Consider the following 17,953-nt stretch of genomic DNA (forward strand, 5'->3'; position numbering starts at 1 on the left):
AACGCTCGTGATACAATTGCTCCAAAGATCGGCTAATTTTAGCCAGAAGGAGATGCCATGAGCAATGCACAGGGCAAGTCGCCATCCCTTGCAACTCGTAAAGTGAGCCGCGGAGTCATTGGCAAGCTCAAAGAGCAAGGTGCCGTCGATTCAGCCATCAAGCAAAAAAAAATTCCGGTAAAGGCGGCGGGTTTCCGAAACTACTTGCGCCGAGCAACGCTTGCCGAGCGAATCAAGCTAGAGCGAGAGGGCGTCCCCTCGGAAGTTGTCAGCGACCTGATCACCGTCATTGGGGTTAGCACCAACAACTTTCAGCGCTATGCAGGCATTCCCAAAGCCACTTTTACCCTACGCATGAGAGACAAGCTGCTCTTTTCGGGCACGCAAGGTCAATCTGTTGTCGGAATCCTCGACTTGATAAATCAAGTCGAGGACATGCTTGCTGCCGATCCTGATAATCCTGATGCCAAGAACTTCGATGTCGAAAGATGGGTAGGGGAGTGGATCGAACGTCCTCAACCGGCTTTGGGGGGACTGGCGCCTGCCGAAGTGATGGACACCCCCACTGGTCGCGCCTCCGTCATGCGTGTGCTGGGGGCAATCCAAAGCGGCGCCTATCAATGAAGCTGTTCCGGATCGGCTCCTCTGGCCCTACATGGAAGCCGGACGACATGACGGGAGCCGGTGCTGCAGCGGCTCCGGGGCGCTGGAATCGGCCTGGCGAGAAAGTGATCTACGCTGCGCAGACATTGGCGATGGCGGTGCTGGAAACGGCTGCACACATAGACGACGGCGGGCTTCCGCTGAATAAGTATGTGATCGAAATCGACGTCCCGGATGACCTATGGCTAGGCCGCACGATCGTTGATCCAGCGGATCTGGGTGGAGGATGGGACGCCATTCCTCATGGTTTGGCGTCTATCGAGGCTGGGTCAGGATGGTACGTGGGTGCATCGAGCGCAATTATCGAGCTGCCGTCCGTGATTGTTCCCGAGGAGCGAATCGTCTTGATCAATGCCCAGCATGCTGACGCTGCAAGGATCACCACCAAAGTGACTCGTCGTTATCAGTACAATTTATTGTTTCGTCACAAGTAGGCGCCCATGCATCGACTGGCAGGCTCCCTCCGAACCCCCTGAAGCACTTCGCAGGCACAGAACTTATTGTGTGTGATTGCATAGTGCAATCATCCTAAGCCAGGCAACTAACGGAGAATCAATGTCTCGCCATACTTACTCGATGGGAACCTGGACTAAGGGTAGTACTGCGCCCGACTGGGATGAGAACGAAGACTTTTCAGCGTACATAGCGCGCATTGGATACTCTCAGATCATGCACCGGTTCGGACATGAACACGGCGCCTCTATTGAGATCCACAACTCGACCGATGGCGAGCGCTTCTATGCCAGCGTCAGTCATGACGGTAGCAGCGTCTACGAAGTTTTTATCCCCGATTTCCCGAGCCTGATGCTCTTTCTGAAGGATTTCGGATCGGCTTTCGCAGTGTTCGGTATCGAGTCCCATCAAGAAGAGACGAGAGCTATGCTTGATAAGCTTTTCAATGTCTATCATGGCCACAACGCATACGACATCTGCAGCCAGTGCGCCCCAACGGAGTGGAGGACGAGGCTAGATCGCAAACGGTCCAACCCATGAGTCTCTGAGACGTGAGCGATCGATCGGCCAGGTCTCAGCATCTGCGACGGACACCTCGCAAGATTCTTCGAATGCCAGGAATACCGACATGTTAGACAGGATCGTAGCCTCTCAGTTGGACTCGCAACTTGCACGTTGCGAGCAAGATCTTCAGCTAGCTATCCAAAAGCTCATCAATGAGCACGCTGCCCGCGGATTCTCGACGATGCAAGGACCGCTTGCTGGACGCATCATTGATGCTTGTGATCATGCGTTGGTGCAGGTGCATGCTGTTGCGCAATTGATCCAACGTGAGTACGTGATTTCCGGCAAGACGACCGATGAGCGAGCCGAACGTTTGCGGGCATTGTTGGGCCATCTGGAACCACGATTGATGCGCTTGGCGTTGACACCGGCCAGTTACGTAGAAGCACTGGGGGGAGTGACGCCCCCCGAATTGGCCTCGCGGGTGCCATGGGTGTTGGGCAGGCTGCGAGCATCGGCGTTCGAAGAGGCGTGCGTTATCACTTAGCGGGCCGGAACGGGCCGCGCCTAACATAAGGAATGTTATGCGAAGTAAGTTATTGATTATATTGGACTTTAGTTCCGTTTGCAAGGTCGTTACTCCTTAAGCTCCCTGTACCGCCGGCCGCGGTAAACTAAGTTTTCCTTAGTCTTCTTGGTCCCGTACATGACCATGCCTGAAGAGCGAACCCGGAACGTACTGCAAGCCGGCGCGTTTCTGAAAGAGCTGGCCGCCAGCAAGGCCGTACCTAAGCAGGTGCGAGAGGAAGCGTACCGGCTGCTGCGGCATTACCCGACACTGAGCGACATTGAGGCCATTGCCCAGCACGAAGAAGAGCTCTGGCAGCGCACCGAATCATTCTTTCGCACGCCGTATCTGACCAGCAAGATCGATCCGGACTGGTTTCGTGGCTATCCCCAAGGCCCGCACAGGCTCTGACCGTGACCCGGACACGTCAGCGTGCAGGCAGAGGGAGCCGGGCAGAACGGGAGTTGGAAGCTTGGCTGGAACGGTCACGCACCAATCCAGCCGAGGAACCGGCCTTCTTTCGGCGGTTGCTGGACGCTCTGGTCTACGTGCATGTGCCCGTCTCTGACGACTCAGGCAGGACCCGCCTAGTGCAATTCCGCCATCCCGACGGCTTCGATGCCATCCCGTTCTTTACCGGTTGGGAAAAGGCCCGGTTCGCGTCCTCATCGGCGGTGAAGATTGTGCAGGTGAGAGGGCGCGACCTTTTGGCCGGCACCAAGGGGGCGACCCTGATGATGAACCCCAACGATGGAGGGGCGGTCTTATATCCGGAGGAGATCGCCTCCCTTTTGGACACTGGCTTCGTGGCTCGGATAGATAAGACGCCTCACGCCCAGGTGCACGTCCGTCCGGCCCAAAGTGCGCCGGCGTGGCTTGGTCAACTCATTAGCGAGTGCCTCCAGGACGCCAGCTTTGTAACGGCGGCCTATCTCCTGGATGCCTTTACATCGCCCACAGAAGATCAGCCAGGACTACTCATCTGGCTGGTGGCCGACCTAGCCTTTGCCGAACGGGCAGCCCGATTGGTGAGTACGGCTATTCAGTCCCGAGGCGCAGAACTGGACGTCGTGGTCGACTTGGCGGTCCACGATGCCCGCCAACCATTGCCCGAACACCTGGCTGATCCCAAGATCCGTCCCATCTTCTCCAGGTACAGTCCGACCTAAGCACCTGTTTCTCAACGTAGATGACACGAGAAGAAGAACTATTGGCTTTGCTGCCGGAGCTGTCCGCGGCAGAGAAGGAGCGTCGGACCCGCGAGGGCTTGGCCGACGTCGACGCTGGGCGGACGATCCCGCACGAGGAACTGTTGCAATGGGTAAGGCGGCTGAAGAAACGTTCTACTGCGTCGAGTTGACCGCTTTTTTCTGCGTTGGTAGCGAGATCATCCGAAATTGTTTGCATTGGTTTCCGACCAAGCAGAATTGTCCGCGTCGAAGGACAGAATCTTTGCGTCGGCGATCCCAGAATGTCTGCGATGAACAGCGGTGGCCTGGTACAGGCAGAACCGAAAGGACTGAGTCCTGCGGGCGGCATCTAATTTCGCATAATGCCTATTATGTCCAGAGGCACTATGTGCTTTCATTGGTGGGCCGCCTCCTACGCGGCTTTGACGGGGCCGGGTTTGGCTTGGCTAAAAGCCGTCCGGCAATTCTTGCTCTCATGGGCCAGATAAAGCGGGTCAGCAGGCTGGGTTGCCGCCCAGCTCTGACCCGCTCCCTTCGCGGGTCCAACCGCTAACGCAACAGCCGCACATCCATGTGCGATAGGCGTCAGGGGCACGCCCCCGACACCCCCGGTCCGGGTTATGTAAACACCACGGTACCGTGTGCCTATCCTGCAACCGACGATCATGGACGCCACCGCGCGGGCGTGCGCTCGATGATGTCCAACGCCTGGCCGCAGGCGGTGTACTTAGCTTCCAGATCTGAGATCACAGAGACGCCCGCAAGCAGCGCGACGGGATCTCGTTCGCTGGCCTGGAGCGCACGTGCAGAGGCGATCAGCTGGCGGTACGCATCGCGCAGCGCACGCAGCTTGGGAAGGTCCGACGCGGAGAACCGGGCGCCGCTATGACCTGCGTAGAAGAGCCCTGGGGGCCACTGGGTGAGCTTCACCGTGCACCCCCTTTGTTGACGCGATCGAGACGGCCGTTTCGCCTGCAGGTGCCGGCTGTTTCAGCCTGGTAGAAGGTGGCGGGAGGAGCGTCAGAGCCAGTCTGTACACGCCCTATTCCACTGCTGTTGCCAACAGCGGCGGAGCTATCGACATGCCCCGTGATCGCCGTACTGGTCAACTCCCGCCGAGGAAACATATCAGCTAATTCTGCCCGTGGCAGAACTTCCACTTTTGCCCGCTCCCGCAAGGACACGGCGCGTACACGCCAGCGGAAGGCTGGTGATACACCGCTACGGGAACGCCGGCCTGCTCGATGATGACGCGTGACGCGCTCCGGCGAGCTTTCTTGCCCTTCTCCGCGTAATGCCGCTCCCGATACGTCAGCCAATTCTCGACCGCCTGCACCAGGACCGCATTGCTCGACAGCTCTTCCTTGTCGGCCAACGCATCGACCCGCTCCCACAGCTCTTCCTTCATCCGAAGGTTGCGCTTCACCTTGGGAGGTATCGCCATTGGGACCCCCTGAATTGTGGGGCCACTCTTGGCCCCCGATTGGCCCCACTAAAACACGGGAAATGCCTGCTGTCAAAGGGGTGACAATAGACGTTTGTCTCTTATCGATAGAATAGACAAGCCCAAGCCGCGCGGCGGCTTCGCCGCCGTCGCGTCCGCGCATGCTTTGCAGCTCCGCATAGACGGTCCGGAACTGCTTGGCCTGCCTGACCAACAGGGATTGCCAGGCCATTTCCGAGGGGTCAAACGTGTGGCCCTCAGGCGTCACCAGACGGCCCCTGACGAGCCTGTAGGCCGACCAGGCAGGGTCAGGTAGCTCGCCATGCCGGAGGATGCGGAGAAGACGGAAGGCGGCGTAGGAAGGCGCTGCCCTCCCCGTCTCCCAGTGACCAACGGTACGAACACTGACGCCGAGGAGACCGGCTGCGGCCTCCCGATCGAGCCCGGAGAAGACACGGGCATCGCGGAACTGCTCGCGAGAAATCAGACGCCGGCGTGGCCGGTTCCTTCGCGATGACTGCCTATTATGTAAAGTTGTCTAGGCAGGCCACGACGGTTCCCTGTGCGGATGCCGGCGTCCGACCTAGCGTCCGCTTGGCCCACACAAGCCCCCGGCACGATCAGCTCTCGATCAGCGGCCCTCCAGCACCTCACGCACACGATGCGCGAGCTCCTGGAGCGTGAACGGTTTTCCGATCAGGTTGACGCCGGCGTCGAGGGCGCCGTTGTGGATGATCGCGTTGCGGCTGTAGCCCGTGGTGAAAAGCACCTTGAGATGGGGCCAGCGCCGGGTCGCTTCATCGGCGAGCTTGCGCCCGTTGGTCTGCGGCATGACGACGTCGGTGAACAACAGGCCGATCGAGGGCTCGGCTTCCAGGACCCTCAGCGCCGCCGCGGCGCTGTCGGCGGCGAAGACGCGGTAGCCCAGCTCGGTCAGCGCATCGACCGAGAACTGTCGTACCGCCGCTTCGTCTTCCACCACCAGGATGACCTCCTGTGCCTCGCCCCGCGGGACGGGGCGAACGGTCTCCGGCGGCGCAGCCTCGATGCTCGCGTTGTGCAGGCGCGGCAGATACACCTTGACGGTCGTGCCGTTCCCGACTTCGGAATAGATCTTCACGTGGCCGCCGGACTGCTTGACGAACCCGTAGACCTGGGACAGACCGAGTCCCGTGCCGCGCCCGACCTCCTTCGTCGTGAAGAAGGGATCGAACGCCTTCGCGATGACCTCGGCCGGCATGCCGTTGCCCGTATCCGACACGGCGATCAGCACGTACTGCCCCGGCGAAATGCCCGGGTTGTCGTCGGCGTAGGCGTGATCGAGATGACAGTTGGCCGTCTCCACGGTCACGCGCCCGCCTTCGGGCATCGCGTCGCGCGCATTGACCGCCAGATTGAGGATCACGTTCTCGAGCTGGTTGGGATCGGCATGGGTGCGCCAGAGGCCGCCGGCAAGGACGGTTTCCAGCTGTACGTCGCCACCGAGCGAATGCGCGAGCAGTTCCGACATCCCGGATACCAGCTTGTTCGCATCCAGCGCTTCGGGTTGCAGCGGTTGCTGGCGCGAGAACGCGAGCAGCCGCTGGGTGAGCTGGGCGGCCCGCTTCGATGCCTCCATGGCGATGTCGACGTACCGGCGGGCGCGTTCATCGCCCGGATCCAGCCGGCCCGCCAGCAGATCGAGGGGGCCGATGATCGCCGCCAGCATGTTGTTGAAGTCGTGGGCGATGCCGCCGGTAAGCTGGCCCACCGCGTCCATCTTCTGGCTCTGGCGCAGCGCATCCTCCACGCGGACCCGTTCGGCGACTTCGGCTTGCACGCGGCTTTCGAGCTGCTCGTTGAGTTCCTTCAACTGCGTTTCGACGGCCTTCCTTTCGGTCACGTCGATCGCGACGCCGACCACGCGGATGCACCGTTCGCCGTCGAACAGTCCCCTGCCCTTGGCGGCGACCCAACGCACGACGCCATCCTCCTTGCCGATCGTGCGGTACTCGACATCGTAGAGGGCCCGTCGCGCCGGATCGCAGGCGGCGGCGAACGCATCGCTCGTCCGGGCCAGGTCCTCGCTGTGCAGGCCGGCGTAGAAATCCGCCAACGAAACAGGTACGTGGGCGGACATGCCGAACATCGCCTTGGTGCGCGGTGGCCAGATGAGCAGGTCATTGACCAGGTCCACGTCCCAGAAACCGATGTCCGACGCTTCCGTGGCCAGGCGCAGGCGCTCCTCGCTTTCGGCGAGCGCGGCCTGGGCGGCCTTGCGTCCGGTCAGGTCGAGCATCGCGCCGATCATGCGCACCGGTTCGCCGCCCGGGCCGCGCAGCACCGTGCCGCGATCCAGGATGTGGGCGTATCCGCCATCGGCCCGTTCGAAGCGGTATTCGTCCTGCCAGGCGTCGCCGCCGTGGTCGATGACGGCGTGGATGCTGGCGCCGATCCGTTCGCGATCGTCGGGATGGATGTGATCCAGCCACCACTGCGCACTGCTCTCGGACCGTTCGTGCCCGAAGAGCGTGGCCAGCGCTTCGTTCCAGATCACGTGGCCGTCCGCCATCCGCCAGTCCCAGATGGCGTCGTTCGTGGCGAGCGCGGCCAGCCGATAACGCTCCTCGATCTCCCGGTGGCTCGCTTCGACCGCTTTCCTGTCGGTGATGTCGAGCGACGCGCCGATCAGCCCGATGACCTCGCCCTGCGCATCCCGAAGCGGTGCCTTGGTCGACAGCCAGAAGGCGCGGGTCCCGTCCGGATAGTTCACTTCCTCTTCCAGCTGCTCGATCCGGCCGGAGGCCATGATGCGCGCGTCCGCCGCCATGATGGCCGCCGCCTGCGCCTGGTCGTGCAGCAACTCGGCATCAGTCCGGCCCAGGTATTCCTCCGGTGGCCGGCCGATCAGCTCGGTCGTTCCGCGATTGCCGATCAGCAGACGGCCCTGCCGGTCTTTGGCGTAGACCACGCCCGGCACGGCCTCTACGAACGTGTTCAACAGGCTTTCGGCGCGATCGCGGGCCTCTTCCACACGCCGTGTCTCAGCGATGTCGATCAGGACGCCAGGAAAACTGTGGGCGGCACCGCTTGCGTCGATGTTCACCCAGCCACGTGCCTCGACCCACCGCCAATCGCCGCCGGCGTCATGGGTCCGGAAGCGATGGGCATACTGCCCGCCCCGCGCGACGGCTGCGTCGATCGCGGACTGGAGATCGGACCGGTCCTCGGGATGGACGGAGTCCACCAGGTCCCGCAGCTTCCATCCGTCGCCGGTCCGGCTCAGGCCGAACGCCTGCTCCAGGGCCGGGTCCATCGTGACTCTGTCGGACGTCACGTCCCAGAACCATGTGCCGATGATGGCGCCGGCCGTCAGCGCAACACGGATGCGCTCGCTGTCCAGCATGTCGGGAGAGAGGTCGGCAGAACGATGGGGCATCGAGGTGTTCCCAGGCAGGAACCGCAGGTGGTCGTGGTCGGCGTCATGGAGAGAGTCGCGAGCCGGACCCCATCGTGACGGCAGTCTATCCGAGCGGCTGGCTCCGTGTTGTCGACGCGGAGATGGACGCCCGTGTCCGTGCCTTGCTCGCGGTCCGGGAAATGCCAACGAACGTCGACTGCGTACAGCAAGGTGGACATGGCGTGAAGCCCTGCAAAAGCGTGCTTACGTCCCCTGCCTCGTTGAATCCGCATGGACCCGTCCTGCGTAGAGCGTGTGCCTACGCTGGGTAGGCGTCACCGATGTGATGGGAGAGGCACATGCAGATCAGACTCCTTGGCGCGGCCTTGCTGATGGTGGCGGGCCCGGCGTTCGCGGCAGGTCCCGAGCAGGGAAGGTTCTCGATGTCCGTGCTCGGCGGCGCGGATTTTCCGGTCAGCGGCGACGTCCATACCGGCGCCGTCGCGCCGGTGCCGGATCTCGGTCCGTTGAATCCAGCGCTCGCAGGCGTCAGCGCGGAGTTGCGAATCCGTTCCCGGAGCCATGACCAGATCTACGGCAATGCCACGTCGTGGGGCCTGGAAGTGGGTTATGGACTGAGCGACCGGAGCGAAATGTTCCTGCAGGCCAGGGAGACCAGCGCCGATGATGGGCGTGTGCGCGTCGGAGCGGCGTACGTGCCTGCGCTCGCTACCGAACTCGATGTCTTCGGCACGTTCTCGGGCTACGACGCCTACACGTGGGAGGTGGGTTACCGCCACTTCTTCGGCGGCGGTGGGCGGGTGAAGCCGTTCGTCGCGGCGCGCCTGGGTGCGACCGAAACCGACGTCATCCGTGCCACCTTCGAGATTCCCGACGCCGCCATCACGATCCCCGATGCAGCGTTCTACGACAAGGGCTGGGCGCTGAGCGGCGGGCTGGAGGCGGGCGTGCAGATACCGTTCACCGACCGCTTCAGCATGACGCTCGCCGCGGGGGTGAACTACATCGGCGATCTTTCCGACGACGATTCGGCGATCGCCGGGCTCGGTCTGGCGACCATCAACGACACCGGCAGCCGTGTTTCGACGCCCGTGTCCATCACCGGCCGCTGGGACTTCTGAGCACGCATGACGGCGGGCACGGTGACGTGCCCGCCTGCGGTGCCGCACCCCGGTCAATGGTGGGGAGGCTCATGTCGCAGTGCACGGAAGAGCCATCACAACGACTTGAGGAAATCCACCAGCGCCCGTCGGTCTTCCGCGCTCATGGCCTCGAACCGCTGCCTGGCGGCGGTGCCCTGCCCTCCGTGCCACAGCACGGCTTCTTCCAGCGTCGCGGCGCGACCGTCGTGCAGGTAGCGCACGTTCGGATCGATCGACGCCGCCAGGCCCAGGCCCCACAGCGGCGGCGTGCGCCACTCGCGGGCGGTGGCGCGGCCCTCGAGGTAGGTGTCGGCCAGGTCCGGGCCCATGTCGTGCAGCAGCAGGTCGCTGTACGGACGGATGGTCTGGTAGCGCAGCTCGGCGAACCGGTGGTGCCCGGTGCGCAGTTCCGGCGTGTGGCAGGTGCTGCAGCGGGCCGCCTCGAACAGTTGCGCGCCGCGCTTGACGCGCAGCTGTCGCGCCCGCGCCTGCGCATCCTGTTCCAGCGGGTTGTCGAAGTCGCGCCGCGGCGGTACGCCGAGCAGGCTGAGGTACAGCGTGGTCTGGTGGATGTCGGACGCGGTCAGTTTCGCGCTGCCGGTGTCGACCTGCGCGCAGGCCGTGCCCTGGCTGCCCCGTGCGCACTCGAGTGATGGCATCAGCGGCGAGGTCACGCCCATGTCGGTGTTGAACGCCAATGACGCCTGTTGTTCCAGCGTGGCGGCGGCGGCCTTCCAGCCGAAGCGGCCCACGCGGCTGACGCCGGCGTCGCGCGGATCGGCGACGATCTGCAGCCGCCCGGCCACGCCGTCGGGATCGCCGCGCTGCGCGAGCGCCAGGCGCTCGAGTTGCTGTTCCGGCACGGCTTCCAGCAGACCCAGGCCGATCAGCGACGGCGCCACGCGCACCGACAATGCCGTCGGCATGGCCAGCGGTTGGCCGTTGCGGTCGCGCAGGGCGTAGTTCGGCCGGCGCAGCACGTAACCCGTGCCGTCGGCGTAACGGCCCGGAAGCTCGGTGTAGCCGGTGAGCACAAGTTCGGCTTCGCGCCCGTCGAGGTTCGCGCCGCCCTCGCGATAGGTGCCCTGCTGCAGGCGCAGTCCGAAACGTGCATCTGCCGCCTGCCCCCCTGCCCCGGCGGCACCGACGAAGACGCCCAGCCGGTTCAGCGGCGCCCCGACCACCGGTGAACTGCGGCCGTTGCCGGCATGGCAGTCCACGCAGCGCGTCTGCGAGAAGCGCGGTGCGGTCTTGCCCGCATGCGCGGTGAAGACGGTGTTGCTCTCCTCGGAATGGCGACCGCTGGCGAACGAGGTATGGATCAGTCGGCGTCCTTCCGCCCACGGCTGCATGTTGTAGCCGGCGATGTTGTGCGAGGCCTGCTGCAGCATGCGGAACGGTTCGCTCGAGGTGTCCTCGTGCAGCGTCATCCACGGACCGGCGCTGAGCGCTTCGCCGGGCATGGGCAGCGAATCCAGCGGGCGTTGCACGCCGTAGCCGGGGCCACGGAACCACGACACGATGCCGTGTGATCCCGCGCGATAGACCAGCGCTTCGGCGTAGTAGTTGAAGCGGCCGATCACGTCCGGGTTGCCCGCCAGGAAGATGCCCAGCTCGAACTCCACCAGGTCGCCCTTGCGCAGTGGACGGTGGCCTTCGTTGGCGGCGGTGCGGATCTCCTTCACCAGCACGAAGGCATTGCCCGGCGTGCCGGCCGGTGGCGTGTAGTTGCTGTTGGGGTCCTGGCCGAACTGCGCGTAGTTGGCGATGGGCGTCTGCGCCACCACGCCGCCGGGCAGCACCTTCATGCCGCCATTGTCCGCGTACAGCGCCACCGACGTGGGCTCCAGCGGATCCTCGCTGCGCCGGCCGATGTAGCCATGGCGGAAGTTGGTGCCGTACCAGTAGTGCTGCGGCCTCACCACGATGGTCAGGATGCGCTGCTCGCCGGACGTGCCGGGCACCGCGTCGTCGTGGATGACGATCTCGTGCGTGCGCCGTTCGAAGTAATGCGGCGGGAACACCTGGTAACTGTCGTCGACGATGGGCTCGCGCGCATGCCGGTCGCGCACGCGGCCACCGACATGCGTGACCAGCGTGCCATCGTCCTGCGTGTAGTGGATGGGCGCGGCGTCGTCCGGCCACAGCAAGGGCTGGTAGGTGGCCGACGGCGGCACCGGCGGCGGTGGCGGGAGCAGCGGCTGCGACCCGTTCTGCCGCACCGCTTGCGGCTCGCCCGCGCCCAGGCGGAACTGCTGCGCGGCGACCGTGGCGCAGGTGATCTGTTCGACGCTGGCACCGGCCGTCGTCGATGCGCCGACGATGCCCAGGCACTTGCCGCTGTTGACGTTGACGATGCGGTAGCGGTCGCTGGTGTCGACCCGCTGCAGGCGAAAGCGTTGGGCGCCGCTGCCGTTGTCGTCCCACTGCTGCACGATCACGTGGTCCGCGCCGGAGCCGGCGGGAATGTCGGCCGACTTCTGCGTGGCCAGGTTGCGCAGGCGGTACTGGCCGGTGCTCGTCTCGGCGATGTCGAAGAACTGACGGTGCAGCGTGGTGTCGCAGGGCGATTGCACCAGCGGGGTGCCGTTGGCCGCGCTGCCCTCCCGGATCTCGATGCACAGCCCGCTCGACGCACTGGCGATGCGGTAGCGGCCGGACGGCACCGGGTCCACGTTGATGTTCTGCGGCGGCGCGGCCTGCGCTTCCGCTGCGGCTGCCGTGGCGCCACTGCCCATCGCCAGGTGCGGCAGCGCGGACGAAGCACGGGTCGGACGCGTGCTGCTCCAGAAAGGTGCATCGCGCGCCTCGTCGGTCTGCGCGGTGCAGGCGGACAGCGACAGGACGGACAGCAGGACGAACACCACCGGCACGCGGCGGCCGCGTTCATGGGCAAGGGAATACATCGGGACCGACTCCGTGGGGACGCGTGGGGAACGCCGGCGACGCGTCCGCTTCATTCCCCGAGCGAACGCGCGCCATCCGATGACTGCAGGCGGTATGGTCGCAGAGGTCCGTTACGCTTCGCTGTGACCCAGGGCGCATAACCTGCGCGTGCGCACGCGGCTACCGCAGCAGGATTGCGCGCACGTGGCATGTCCATGTCGTTTCTCGTCGTGCGATGACGCTAGCGCGGAGGCGGAACGGAGATCCCGGCCTCCGATTGCACCACCGGCTTCATGCTGCCGTCGGCGTTGTACTGCAGGTGCTCGACCGTGACCGCGCGCCGGCCGATGGCACCGTGCTGGTCGCCGATGGCGAGCGCGGCGTTGTGCAGGAACAGATACCAGCGGCCCTTGAACTCGGCGATGCCCGGATGGATGGTGAAACTGTACTTGCCCGAACCGGTCAGTTCGCCGCGATATGTCCACGGCCCCGGCAGCGAGGTCGCCGTGGCGTAGGACACCTTCTCGTCGCGGTGCGTGGCGCGGTCGAGCGAGGCATAGGTGAGGTAGTAGAGGTCTCCGCGCTTGTGCAGCCACGGACCTTCCTCGAAATGCGGCGGCGTGATCTCGGTGATCGGTCCGTCGATCTCGATCATGTTGGGCTTGAGCCGGGCGATGTAGCACTGCCGGTTGCCCCAGGCGATCCACGTGGTGCCATCGTCGTCGGTGAACACCGTGGGATCGATGTCCTCCCAGCTGTGCGTGCCCTTGGGCGTCATCGCGTTGGTGATGAGCGCGGAGCCCTTGGCATCGACGAACGGCCCTGTCGGGCTGTCGGACACGGCGACCGCGATGGCCTTGCCCGGCTGCGTGTCGTCGTGCTCGACGGCGGCGTAGAACCAGAACTTCCCGTCCTTCTCGATCGCCTGCGACGCCCACGCATCGGCCTTGGCCCAGGCGAAGTCGGCCACCTTCATGATGGGGCCATGGTCGACCCACGTCGCCATGTCGGTGGTCGAATAGACCAGCCATTCGCGCATGTTGAACATCTCGTCGCGCTGCGCCTGGTCGTGGCCGACATACAGATACAGACGGTCACCGACCACCAGCGGTGCCGGATCGGCGGTGAACCTGTCGCGGATCAGCGGGTTCGACCGTGGCGTGGGCGGAGCAGGCTCCTGCCCGGCGGCGGCGCCCGCCACGGTCAGTGCCATCAAGGCGACAAGGGATCGCGCGACTGCGGTGCGGTGCGACGTCATGGTGCGTTCTCCTCGATATCCACGCCAGGCGCCTGCCCTGCCCGTTCCAGCCAGCCATGCATCTTCATCCAGCTCGCCAAGGCATCGAACCAGCCGGTGCTCGTCGTGGGTTTCCGGTACATGCCGAAGCCATGCCCGCCCTGCTCGTACAGATGGAACTCGACAGGGCGCCGCGCCGCGCGCCAGCGTTCGATCAAGCCGAATCCACCGTCGGCAAACAGGCCATCGTCGGCGGCGATGGCCACGAACAGCGGCGGCGCATCCGCCGGCACATCCAGCGGTGCCAGCGGACCGTAGATGTTGCCGATGAACGCGGGTCTGGCGTCTTCGCCGGCGAGCGCCGTGGCCAGCGTCAGCATGGCGCCGGCGGAGAAACCGACCATGCCGATGCGCTGTCGATCAATGCCCCACGCGTCCGCCCGGGCGCGCACGAGCACGAACGCCGCGCGTGCATCGGCGATCTGCGGGCCGAGCCGGGCGACCGATGCCGCCGGGTCCAGGCGGTGCGCCGGCACCGGGCCCGACAGCACCTCGCGCATCGAACGGGCGAACCCGTCGAGATCGTCGGGCGTCGGTTCCAGCCGGTACTTCAGCACGAACGCCGCGACACCGCGCTCGGCCAACGCACGCGCCACCTCCCAGCCTTCGTTCTGCATGGAAAGCGAGCGGAAGCCGCCGCCCGGCGCGACGATCACGGCAGTGCCGGTGGCCTGGGCGGGATCGGGCAGGAACGGCGTGAGCGTGGCCACGCTGACGTTGCGCGCGAACACGCTGCCGTACTGGCGATGCCAGGCTTCGGCATGCCGGGCGCCCGGCAGCGGTCCTGTGCCGAGTTCGATCGCCGTGGGCTGGTCCGGCGTGGCGATGACGGTCATCGCATCGTCCTGTGCAAGGACTGGAGCTGCACGCAGCGCTGCCATCGCCGCGAGTGCGATGCAGAAAAGCGTGGTAGGGAGACCGCGATTCGGACGCATCGTCATTTCTCCAGGAGCTGGAACCGACCGCGTGGCATCCAACTTCCTTAGCGCTGTCATTCGTTGACGGCCTGCCATGCAAGTTCGAAGGACAGCCGGTGCTGCTGTCCCGGCTGTAGCACGCGTGGCGCAAGGGTGAAGGCATCGGGAGGGCCGGTCTGCGGTTCGACGCAGGTGGCATGCGAAGCGGCGTCGTACACCACCCAGTGATCGGTGTCCGCCTGCAGCTGGAGATGCTGGCGTCCGCGCGTGAGCGTGATCTCCCCACCCGCAATGAAGCAGTCGTCCCACGGGCCGGGCACCGGCGGCACGTACGGCAGCGTGGCGATGCCCTGCCCGTCGCGCGGATACATCGCGGTCGGCGTGAATTCCAATCGCTCGGGCTTGCGGAACCAGGGATGCCAGCCCAGCACCACCGGCATCGCCTGTTCGCCCGCCCGCACGGCGAGTTCGAGGTGAAGGCGGTCGTCTTCCAACCGCACCGATTGCGTCGCGGTACCGCCGAACGGCCAGTAGGCGTCGGTCGGAAGCGCCAGCGACAGCGTGGCGCTGTCGGCGTCCAGTGTGTCGATCGTCCACGGCCGCGAGAAGCCGACGCCATGGATCGCATGCCCCCCGAAGTTCTCCGGCAATGCGTGGGCGCGACCGTCGAAGTCGAAGCGTCCGCCGCGCACGCGTCCGGCCCAGGGCACCATCGGGTAGCAGCCCCAGGCGATGGTCGCGGGTGCGCCGTCATCGGGTCCGATCAGCCAGTCCACGCCGTCGTAGCGGATCTGCGCGATGCGGCCGCCGGCCTCCGGCGCCAGCACGACCTCAAGCCGCCCTGCGCGCAACCCGTGCAGCGGCCTTGCCGGCATGGGCGCCAGGGCATCGTCGCGCGGCGACCGCAGCTCAGCCGCCATAGGGATCGATGGTGCGGATGCGGCCGTCGGCCTCGTGGTGGAGCGGCGTGCATTTGATCGAACGCAGGTGCGTCACGCCGCCCGACAGCAGCGCGTCGTGGTAGAACAGGTACCACTGTCCCTCGAACGCACAGATCGAATGGTGCGTGGTCCAGCCGACCACCGGCGTCAGGATCACGCCGCCGTAGGTGAAGGGCCCATACGGACTGTCGCCCACCGCGTAGCACAGCAGGTGGGTATTGCCGGTCGAATACGACAGGTAGTAGCGGCCGTCGTACTTGTGCACCCACGGTCCCTCGAAGAACCGGCGCGCATGATCGTCGGCGCGCAGGGGCTGGCCGTGTTCGTCCACGATCACGATCTCGCGCGTGGCTTCGGCCAGCGACGTCATGCCGGCGTCCAGCCGGCCGATGCGTGGACCGAGCGCTGGCGCATCGCCGACCGGCTCCTCGTGCGACGCGTGGTACGTGTTGTCGCGGTACTTCTGCAGCTGCCCGCCCCAGATGCCGCCGAAGTACAGGTAGTGCGTGCCGTCGTCGTCCTCGAACACGGCCGGATCGATCGAGTACGCACCGTCGATGGGCGCCGGCTCGGCGCTGAACGGGCCTTCCGGCCGATCCGCGACGGCCACGCCGATGCGGAACAGGCCACCGCCGTCCTTGGCGGGGAAATAGAGGTAGTAGCGGCCGTCGCGCGCGGCCGCATCCGGTGCCCACATCTGCTTGTCCGCCCACGGCACGTCGCGCACGTGCAGCGCCATGCCGCAGTCGGTGACCTCGCCGTCGGGGCTGTCCATCCGCAGCACGTGGTAATCCTCCATGCCGAAGTGGCCGCCCTCGTCATCGAAGGCGCCGCCGCTGTCGATGTCGTGCGACGGATAGATGTAGAGCCGTCCGTCGAACACGTGCGCCGAGGGATCGGCCGTGTAGATGTGGGTGACCAGGGGTTTCGAAATGGCGCGTTCTGCCAGGTTCGCGAGCTCGGCTTCGCTCGGCTGGCCTTCGTCAGGGTGGGAGGTGTCGTTCATGGTCGCAGGCATGGTGGTCACGCGGCCGCACCCGCGGCGCGGCGACGCTGGTCGAGGTCGTGTTCGATGCGCGACTCCATCCGCTTGTCGATCTCGTAGAGGAAGAGCAGCGCCACCGCGACCAGGAAAGGAAGGGAGCAGTAGATGCTGACGGTCATGCGGATGCCGTCGACGACGGCCGGCGACTGCTCGGCGGCACCGGCCTGGTAGCCGTAGTGCGCCAGGATGCCGGCGACCAGCGCACCGCCGACGCTGAGACCGATCTTCAGGCCGCACAACATGGCCGAGAAGATGATGGCGGTGGCGCGACGGTGGTTCTTCCACTCCGAGTAGTCCGCCACGTCCGCGATCATCGCCCACAGCAGCGGAATGGTGATGCCGTAGCAGAAGCCGTGCAGCATGAAGGCGACGAAGGTGAGCGCCACCGCCGTCGGCGGAAACACATAGAACACCAGCAGGAACAGCGTAGACACGAACAGCGCGCCGCCGAACACGTCGCGCTTGCCGAACCGGTCGGCCAGCCGGCGCGACACGCCGATGCCCAGGATCATGCAGAGGATCCCGCTGCCGTTGAACAGGCTGAAGGTGGACGTGGCCGGATCCTCGGGCCAGGTGAACCCGGCCAGTCCCGCGCCGGTGAGCGCGGCATTGAGCGCCGCGATGAAGCCGTTGAATCCGGAGTTCTCCAGGAACGCGGCCAGCGCCGCTTCGCTCATGTAGTACTGGAAGTAGTAGATGTAGGTGCCGCCCTTCAACGCCAGGTTGATGAACACCAGCACCGTCAGCGCCAGCATCACCTGCCAGGGTCGGTTGCGCACCAGGTCGGCGAGGTCCTGCATCACCCCACCGGACTGTTCCTTCGTCGGCACGATGCGTTCGCGGGTGGTGGCGAAGGTGATCAGGAAGAACACCGTGCCCACCACGGCGAAGAGCGTCATCACCCGCTCGAAGCCCTGCACGCGGTCGCCGTCGCCTAGGATCAGCACCAGCGGCATCAGCAGTACCTGGATGATGAACTGCGCGATCATCACCGCCACGAACCGGTACGCCGACAGGCTGTTGCGCTGGGCCATGCTGCCGGTCAGTACGCCGCTGAGCGCCGAGTACGGCAGGTTGTTGGCCGCATAGACCAGCACCAGCAGCGTGTAGGTCGCCAGCGCGTACACCACCTTGCCGCGCTCGCCGAAATCCGGCGTGCTGAAGGCCAGCAGCGACAGCACGCCGAACGGGATGGCGGTCCACAGGATCCATGGACGGAACCGGCCCCAGCGCGTCGCCGTGCGGTCGGCGAGGATGCCGATCAGTGGCGTGAACACGAACGCGCCAAGCAGGCCCACCACGAAGATGATGGTCGCCGCTGTCGCCGCCGGCAGCCGGTAGACGTCCGTGTAGAAGAACGCCAGGTAGGTGATCAGAGTCTGGAAGATCAGGTTGGCCGCCAGATCGCCCAGGCTGTAGCCCAGCTTTTCCTGGATCGACAACGTGTGGTCAGTGCTGGACATGCGTCAGGGATCCTGGACGATGGGAGGAGCGGACAGGCGA

The 17,953-nt window shown here is 65.2% G+C and carries 16 protein-coding genes and 1 pseudogene; 7 read left to right on the forward strand and 10 right to left on the reverse strand.

Annotation, left to right across the window (positions count from 1 at the left end; translation table 11 throughout):
• The first annotated feature begins 57 nt into the window (after window positions 1-57).
• The 6 genes from VGN58_RS08375 to VGN58_RS08400 all read left to right on the forward strand — a co-directional run bounded on the left by VGN58_RS08375 (window position 58) and on the right by VGN58_RS08400 (window position 3,357).
• Window positions 58-624: an antitoxin Xre/MbcA/ParS toxin-binding domain-containing protein gene (locus tag VGN58_RS08375; RefSeq protein WP_081420128.1), complete on the forward strand. Its 567-nt coding sequence runs from the start codon at window positions 58-60 to the stop codon at window positions 622-624.
• Window positions 621-1,097 (forward strand): RES family NAD+ phosphorylase, encoded by a 477-nt coding sequence (locus VGN58_RS08380; protein ID WP_056878718.1) that lies wholly within the window; start codon window positions 621-623, stop codon window positions 1,095-1,097. The genes VGN58_RS08375 and VGN58_RS08380 overlap by 4 nt, the downstream gene beginning before the upstream one ends.
• Before the next feature lie 121 nt (window positions 1,098-1,218).
• Window positions 1,219-1,656 carry a hypothetical protein gene (locus VGN58_RS08385; protein ID WP_327482803.1) on the forward strand — a complete coding sequence of 146 codons (438 nt, stop codon included), beginning with the start codon at window positions 1,219-1,221 and terminating at the stop codon, window positions 1,654-1,656.
• 88 nt (window positions 1,657-1,744) lie between these two features.
• Window positions 1,745-2,167: a hypothetical protein gene (locus VGN58_RS08390; protein WP_327482804.1), complete on the forward strand. Its 423-nt coding sequence runs from the start codon at window positions 1,745-1,747 to the stop codon at window positions 2,165-2,167.
• Between the two features lie 159 nt (window positions 2,168-2,326).
• Window positions 2,327-2,599, forward strand: coding sequence for a BPSL0761 family protein (locus VGN58_RS08395; RefSeq protein ID WP_187572641.1), 273 nt, complete (start codon window positions 2,327-2,329; stop codon window positions 2,597-2,599).
• A 53-nt stretch (window positions 2,600-2,652) separates the two neighbouring features.
• Window positions 2,653-3,357 carry an SseB family protein gene (locus VGN58_RS08400; RefSeq protein ID WP_327482805.1) on the forward strand — a complete coding sequence of 235 codons (705 nt, stop codon included), beginning with the start codon at window positions 2,653-2,655 and terminating at the stop codon, window positions 3,355-3,357.
• A gap of 684 nt (window positions 3,358-4,041) precedes the next feature.
• Here the strand turns inward: VGN58_RS08400 and VGN58_RS08405 are convergent.
• From VGN58_RS08405 to VGN58_RS08415, 4 genes and pseudogenes are all read right to left on the reverse strand, one after another.
• Window positions 4,042-4,308 carry a hypothetical protein gene (locus tag VGN58_RS08405; RefSeq protein WP_327482806.1) on the reverse strand — a complete coding sequence of 89 codons (267 nt, stop codon included), beginning with the start codon at window positions 4,306-4,308 and terminating at the stop codon, window positions 4,042-4,044.
• A 202-nt stretch (window positions 4,309-4,510) separates the two neighbouring features.
• Complete coding sequence (locus tag VGN58_RS08410) at window positions 4,511-4,804, reverse strand: SEC-C metal-binding domain-containing protein (RefSeq protein WP_327482807.1); 294 nt, start codon at window positions 4,802-4,804, stop codon at window positions 4,511-4,513.
• A gap of 199 nt (window positions 4,805-5,003) precedes the next feature.
• Window positions 5,004-5,309: pseudogene (locus VGN58_RS18345) on the reverse strand (VC1465 family Xer recombination activation factor); the annotation flags it as partial.
• 144 nt (window positions 5,310-5,453) lie between these two features.
• The gene (locus VGN58_RS08415; protein ID WP_327482808.1) at window positions 5,454-8,207 is read right to left on the reverse strand and encodes a PAS domain-containing hybrid sensor histidine kinase/response regulator; all 2,754 of its coding nucleotides are present in this window, start codon (window positions 8,205-8,207) and stop codon (window positions 5,454-5,456) included.
• Window positions 8,208-8,644: 437 nt separating this feature from the next.
• On the opposite strand from VGN58_RS08415, the gene VGN58_RS08420 reads away from it, so the two are divergent.
• Entirely contained in the window at window positions 8,645-9,343 is a 699-nt protein-coding gene (locus tag VGN58_RS08420; protein ID WP_327482809.1) for a hypothetical protein, read from the forward strand.
• Window positions 9,344-9,438: 95 nt separating this feature from the next.
• Here the strand turns inward: VGN58_RS08420 and VGN58_RS08425 are convergent, their stop codons facing one another.
• From VGN58_RS08425 to VGN58_RS08450, 6 genes are all read right to left on the reverse strand, one after another.
• On the reverse strand, window positions 9,439-12,270 hold the full coding sequence (locus VGN58_RS08425; protein WP_327482810.1) for a di-heme oxidoredictase family protein: 2,832 nt from the start codon (window positions 12,268-12,270) through the stop codon (window positions 9,439-9,441).
• A gap of 221 nt (window positions 12,271-12,491) precedes the next feature.
• Window positions 12,492-13,508: a glycoside hydrolase family 43 protein gene (locus VGN58_RS08430; protein WP_327482811.1), complete on the reverse strand. Its 1,017-nt coding sequence runs from the start codon at window positions 13,506-13,508 to the stop codon at window positions 12,492-12,494.
• On the reverse strand, window positions 13,505-14,383 hold the full coding sequence (locus VGN58_RS08435; RefSeq protein ID WP_327482812.1) for an alpha/beta hydrolase: 879 nt from the start codon (window positions 14,381-14,383) through the stop codon (window positions 13,505-13,507). The genes VGN58_RS08430 and VGN58_RS08435 overlap by 4 nt, the downstream gene beginning before the upstream one ends.
• A 155-nt stretch (window positions 14,384-14,538) precedes the next feature.
• On the reverse strand, window positions 14,539-15,384 hold the full coding sequence (locus VGN58_RS08440) for an aldose epimerase (protein WP_327482813.1): 846 nt from the start codon (window positions 15,382-15,384) through the stop codon (window positions 14,539-14,541).
• The gene (locus tag VGN58_RS08445) at window positions 15,374-16,411 is read right to left on the reverse strand and encodes a glycoside hydrolase family 43 protein (protein ID WP_327482814.1); all 1,038 of its coding nucleotides are present in this window, start codon (window positions 16,409-16,411) and stop codon (window positions 15,374-15,376) included. The genes VGN58_RS08440 and VGN58_RS08445 overlap by 11 nt, the downstream gene beginning before the upstream one ends.
• A gap of 17 nt (window positions 16,412-16,428) precedes the next feature.
• The gene (locus VGN58_RS08450) at window positions 16,429-17,913 is read right to left on the reverse strand and encodes an MFS transporter (RefSeq protein WP_327482815.1); all 1,485 of its coding nucleotides are present in this window, start codon (window positions 17,911-17,913) and stop codon (window positions 16,429-16,431) included.
• Window positions 17,914-17,953: the final 40 nt, after the last annotated feature.

It is taken from the genome of Pseudoxanthomonas sp., from assembly GCF_035999195.1.
Taxonomy (GTDB): domain Bacteria; phylum Pseudomonadota; class Gammaproteobacteria; order Xanthomonadales; family Xanthomonadaceae; genus Pseudoxanthomonas_A.

Excerpts from the sequence above, each read along its gene's own strand:
- VGN58_RS08375 (WP_081420128.1), top strand. The coding sequence starts at position 58 with ATGAGCAATGCACAGGGCAAGTCGCCATCCCTTGCAACTCGTAAAGTG.
- VGN58_RS08380 (WP_056878718.1), top strand. The coding sequence starts at position 621 with ATGAAGCTGTTCCGGATCGGCTCCTCTGGCCCTACATGGAAGCCGGAC.
- VGN58_RS08385 (WP_327482803.1), top strand. The coding sequence starts at position 1,219 with ATGTCTCGCCATACTTACTCGATGGGAACCTGGACTAAGGGTAGTACT.
- VGN58_RS08390 (WP_327482804.1), top strand. The coding sequence starts at position 1,745 with ATGTTAGACAGGATCGTAGCCTCTCAGTTGGACTCGCAACTTGCACGT.
- VGN58_RS08395 (WP_187572641.1), top strand. The coding sequence starts at position 2,327 with ATGACCATGCCTGAAGAGCGAACCCGGAACGTACTGCAAGCCGGCGCG.
- VGN58_RS08415 (WP_327482808.1), bottom strand. The coding sequence starts at position 8,207 with ATGCTGGACAGCGAGCGCATCCGTGTTGCGCTGACGGCCGGCGCCATC.
- VGN58_RS08420 (WP_327482809.1), top strand. The coding sequence starts at position 8,645 with ATGTCCGTGCTCGGCGGCGCGGATTTTCCGGTCAGCGGCGACGTCCAT.
- VGN58_RS08425 (WP_327482810.1), bottom strand. The coding sequence starts at position 12,270 with ATGTATTCCCTTGCCCATGAACGCGGCCGCCGCGTGCCGGTGGTGTTC.
- VGN58_RS08430 (WP_327482811.1), bottom strand. The coding sequence starts at position 13,508 with ATGACGTCGCACCGCACCGCAGTCGCGCGATCCCTTGTCGCCTTGATG.
- VGN58_RS08435 (WP_327482812.1), bottom strand. The coding sequence starts at position 14,383 with ATGACCGTCATCGCCACGCCGGACCAGCCCACGGCGATCGAACTCGGC.
- VGN58_RS08440 (WP_327482813.1), bottom strand. The coding sequence starts at position 15,384 with ATGGCGGCTGAGCTGCGGTCGCCGCGCGACGATGCCCTGGCGCCCATG.
- VGN58_RS08445 (WP_327482814.1), bottom strand. The coding sequence starts at position 16,411 with ATGAACGACACCTCCCACCCTGACGAAGGCCAGCCGAGCGAAGCCGAG.
- VGN58_RS08450 (WP_327482815.1), bottom strand. The coding sequence starts at position 17,913 with ATGTCCAGCACTGACCACACGTTGTCGATCCAGGAAAAGCTGGGCTAC.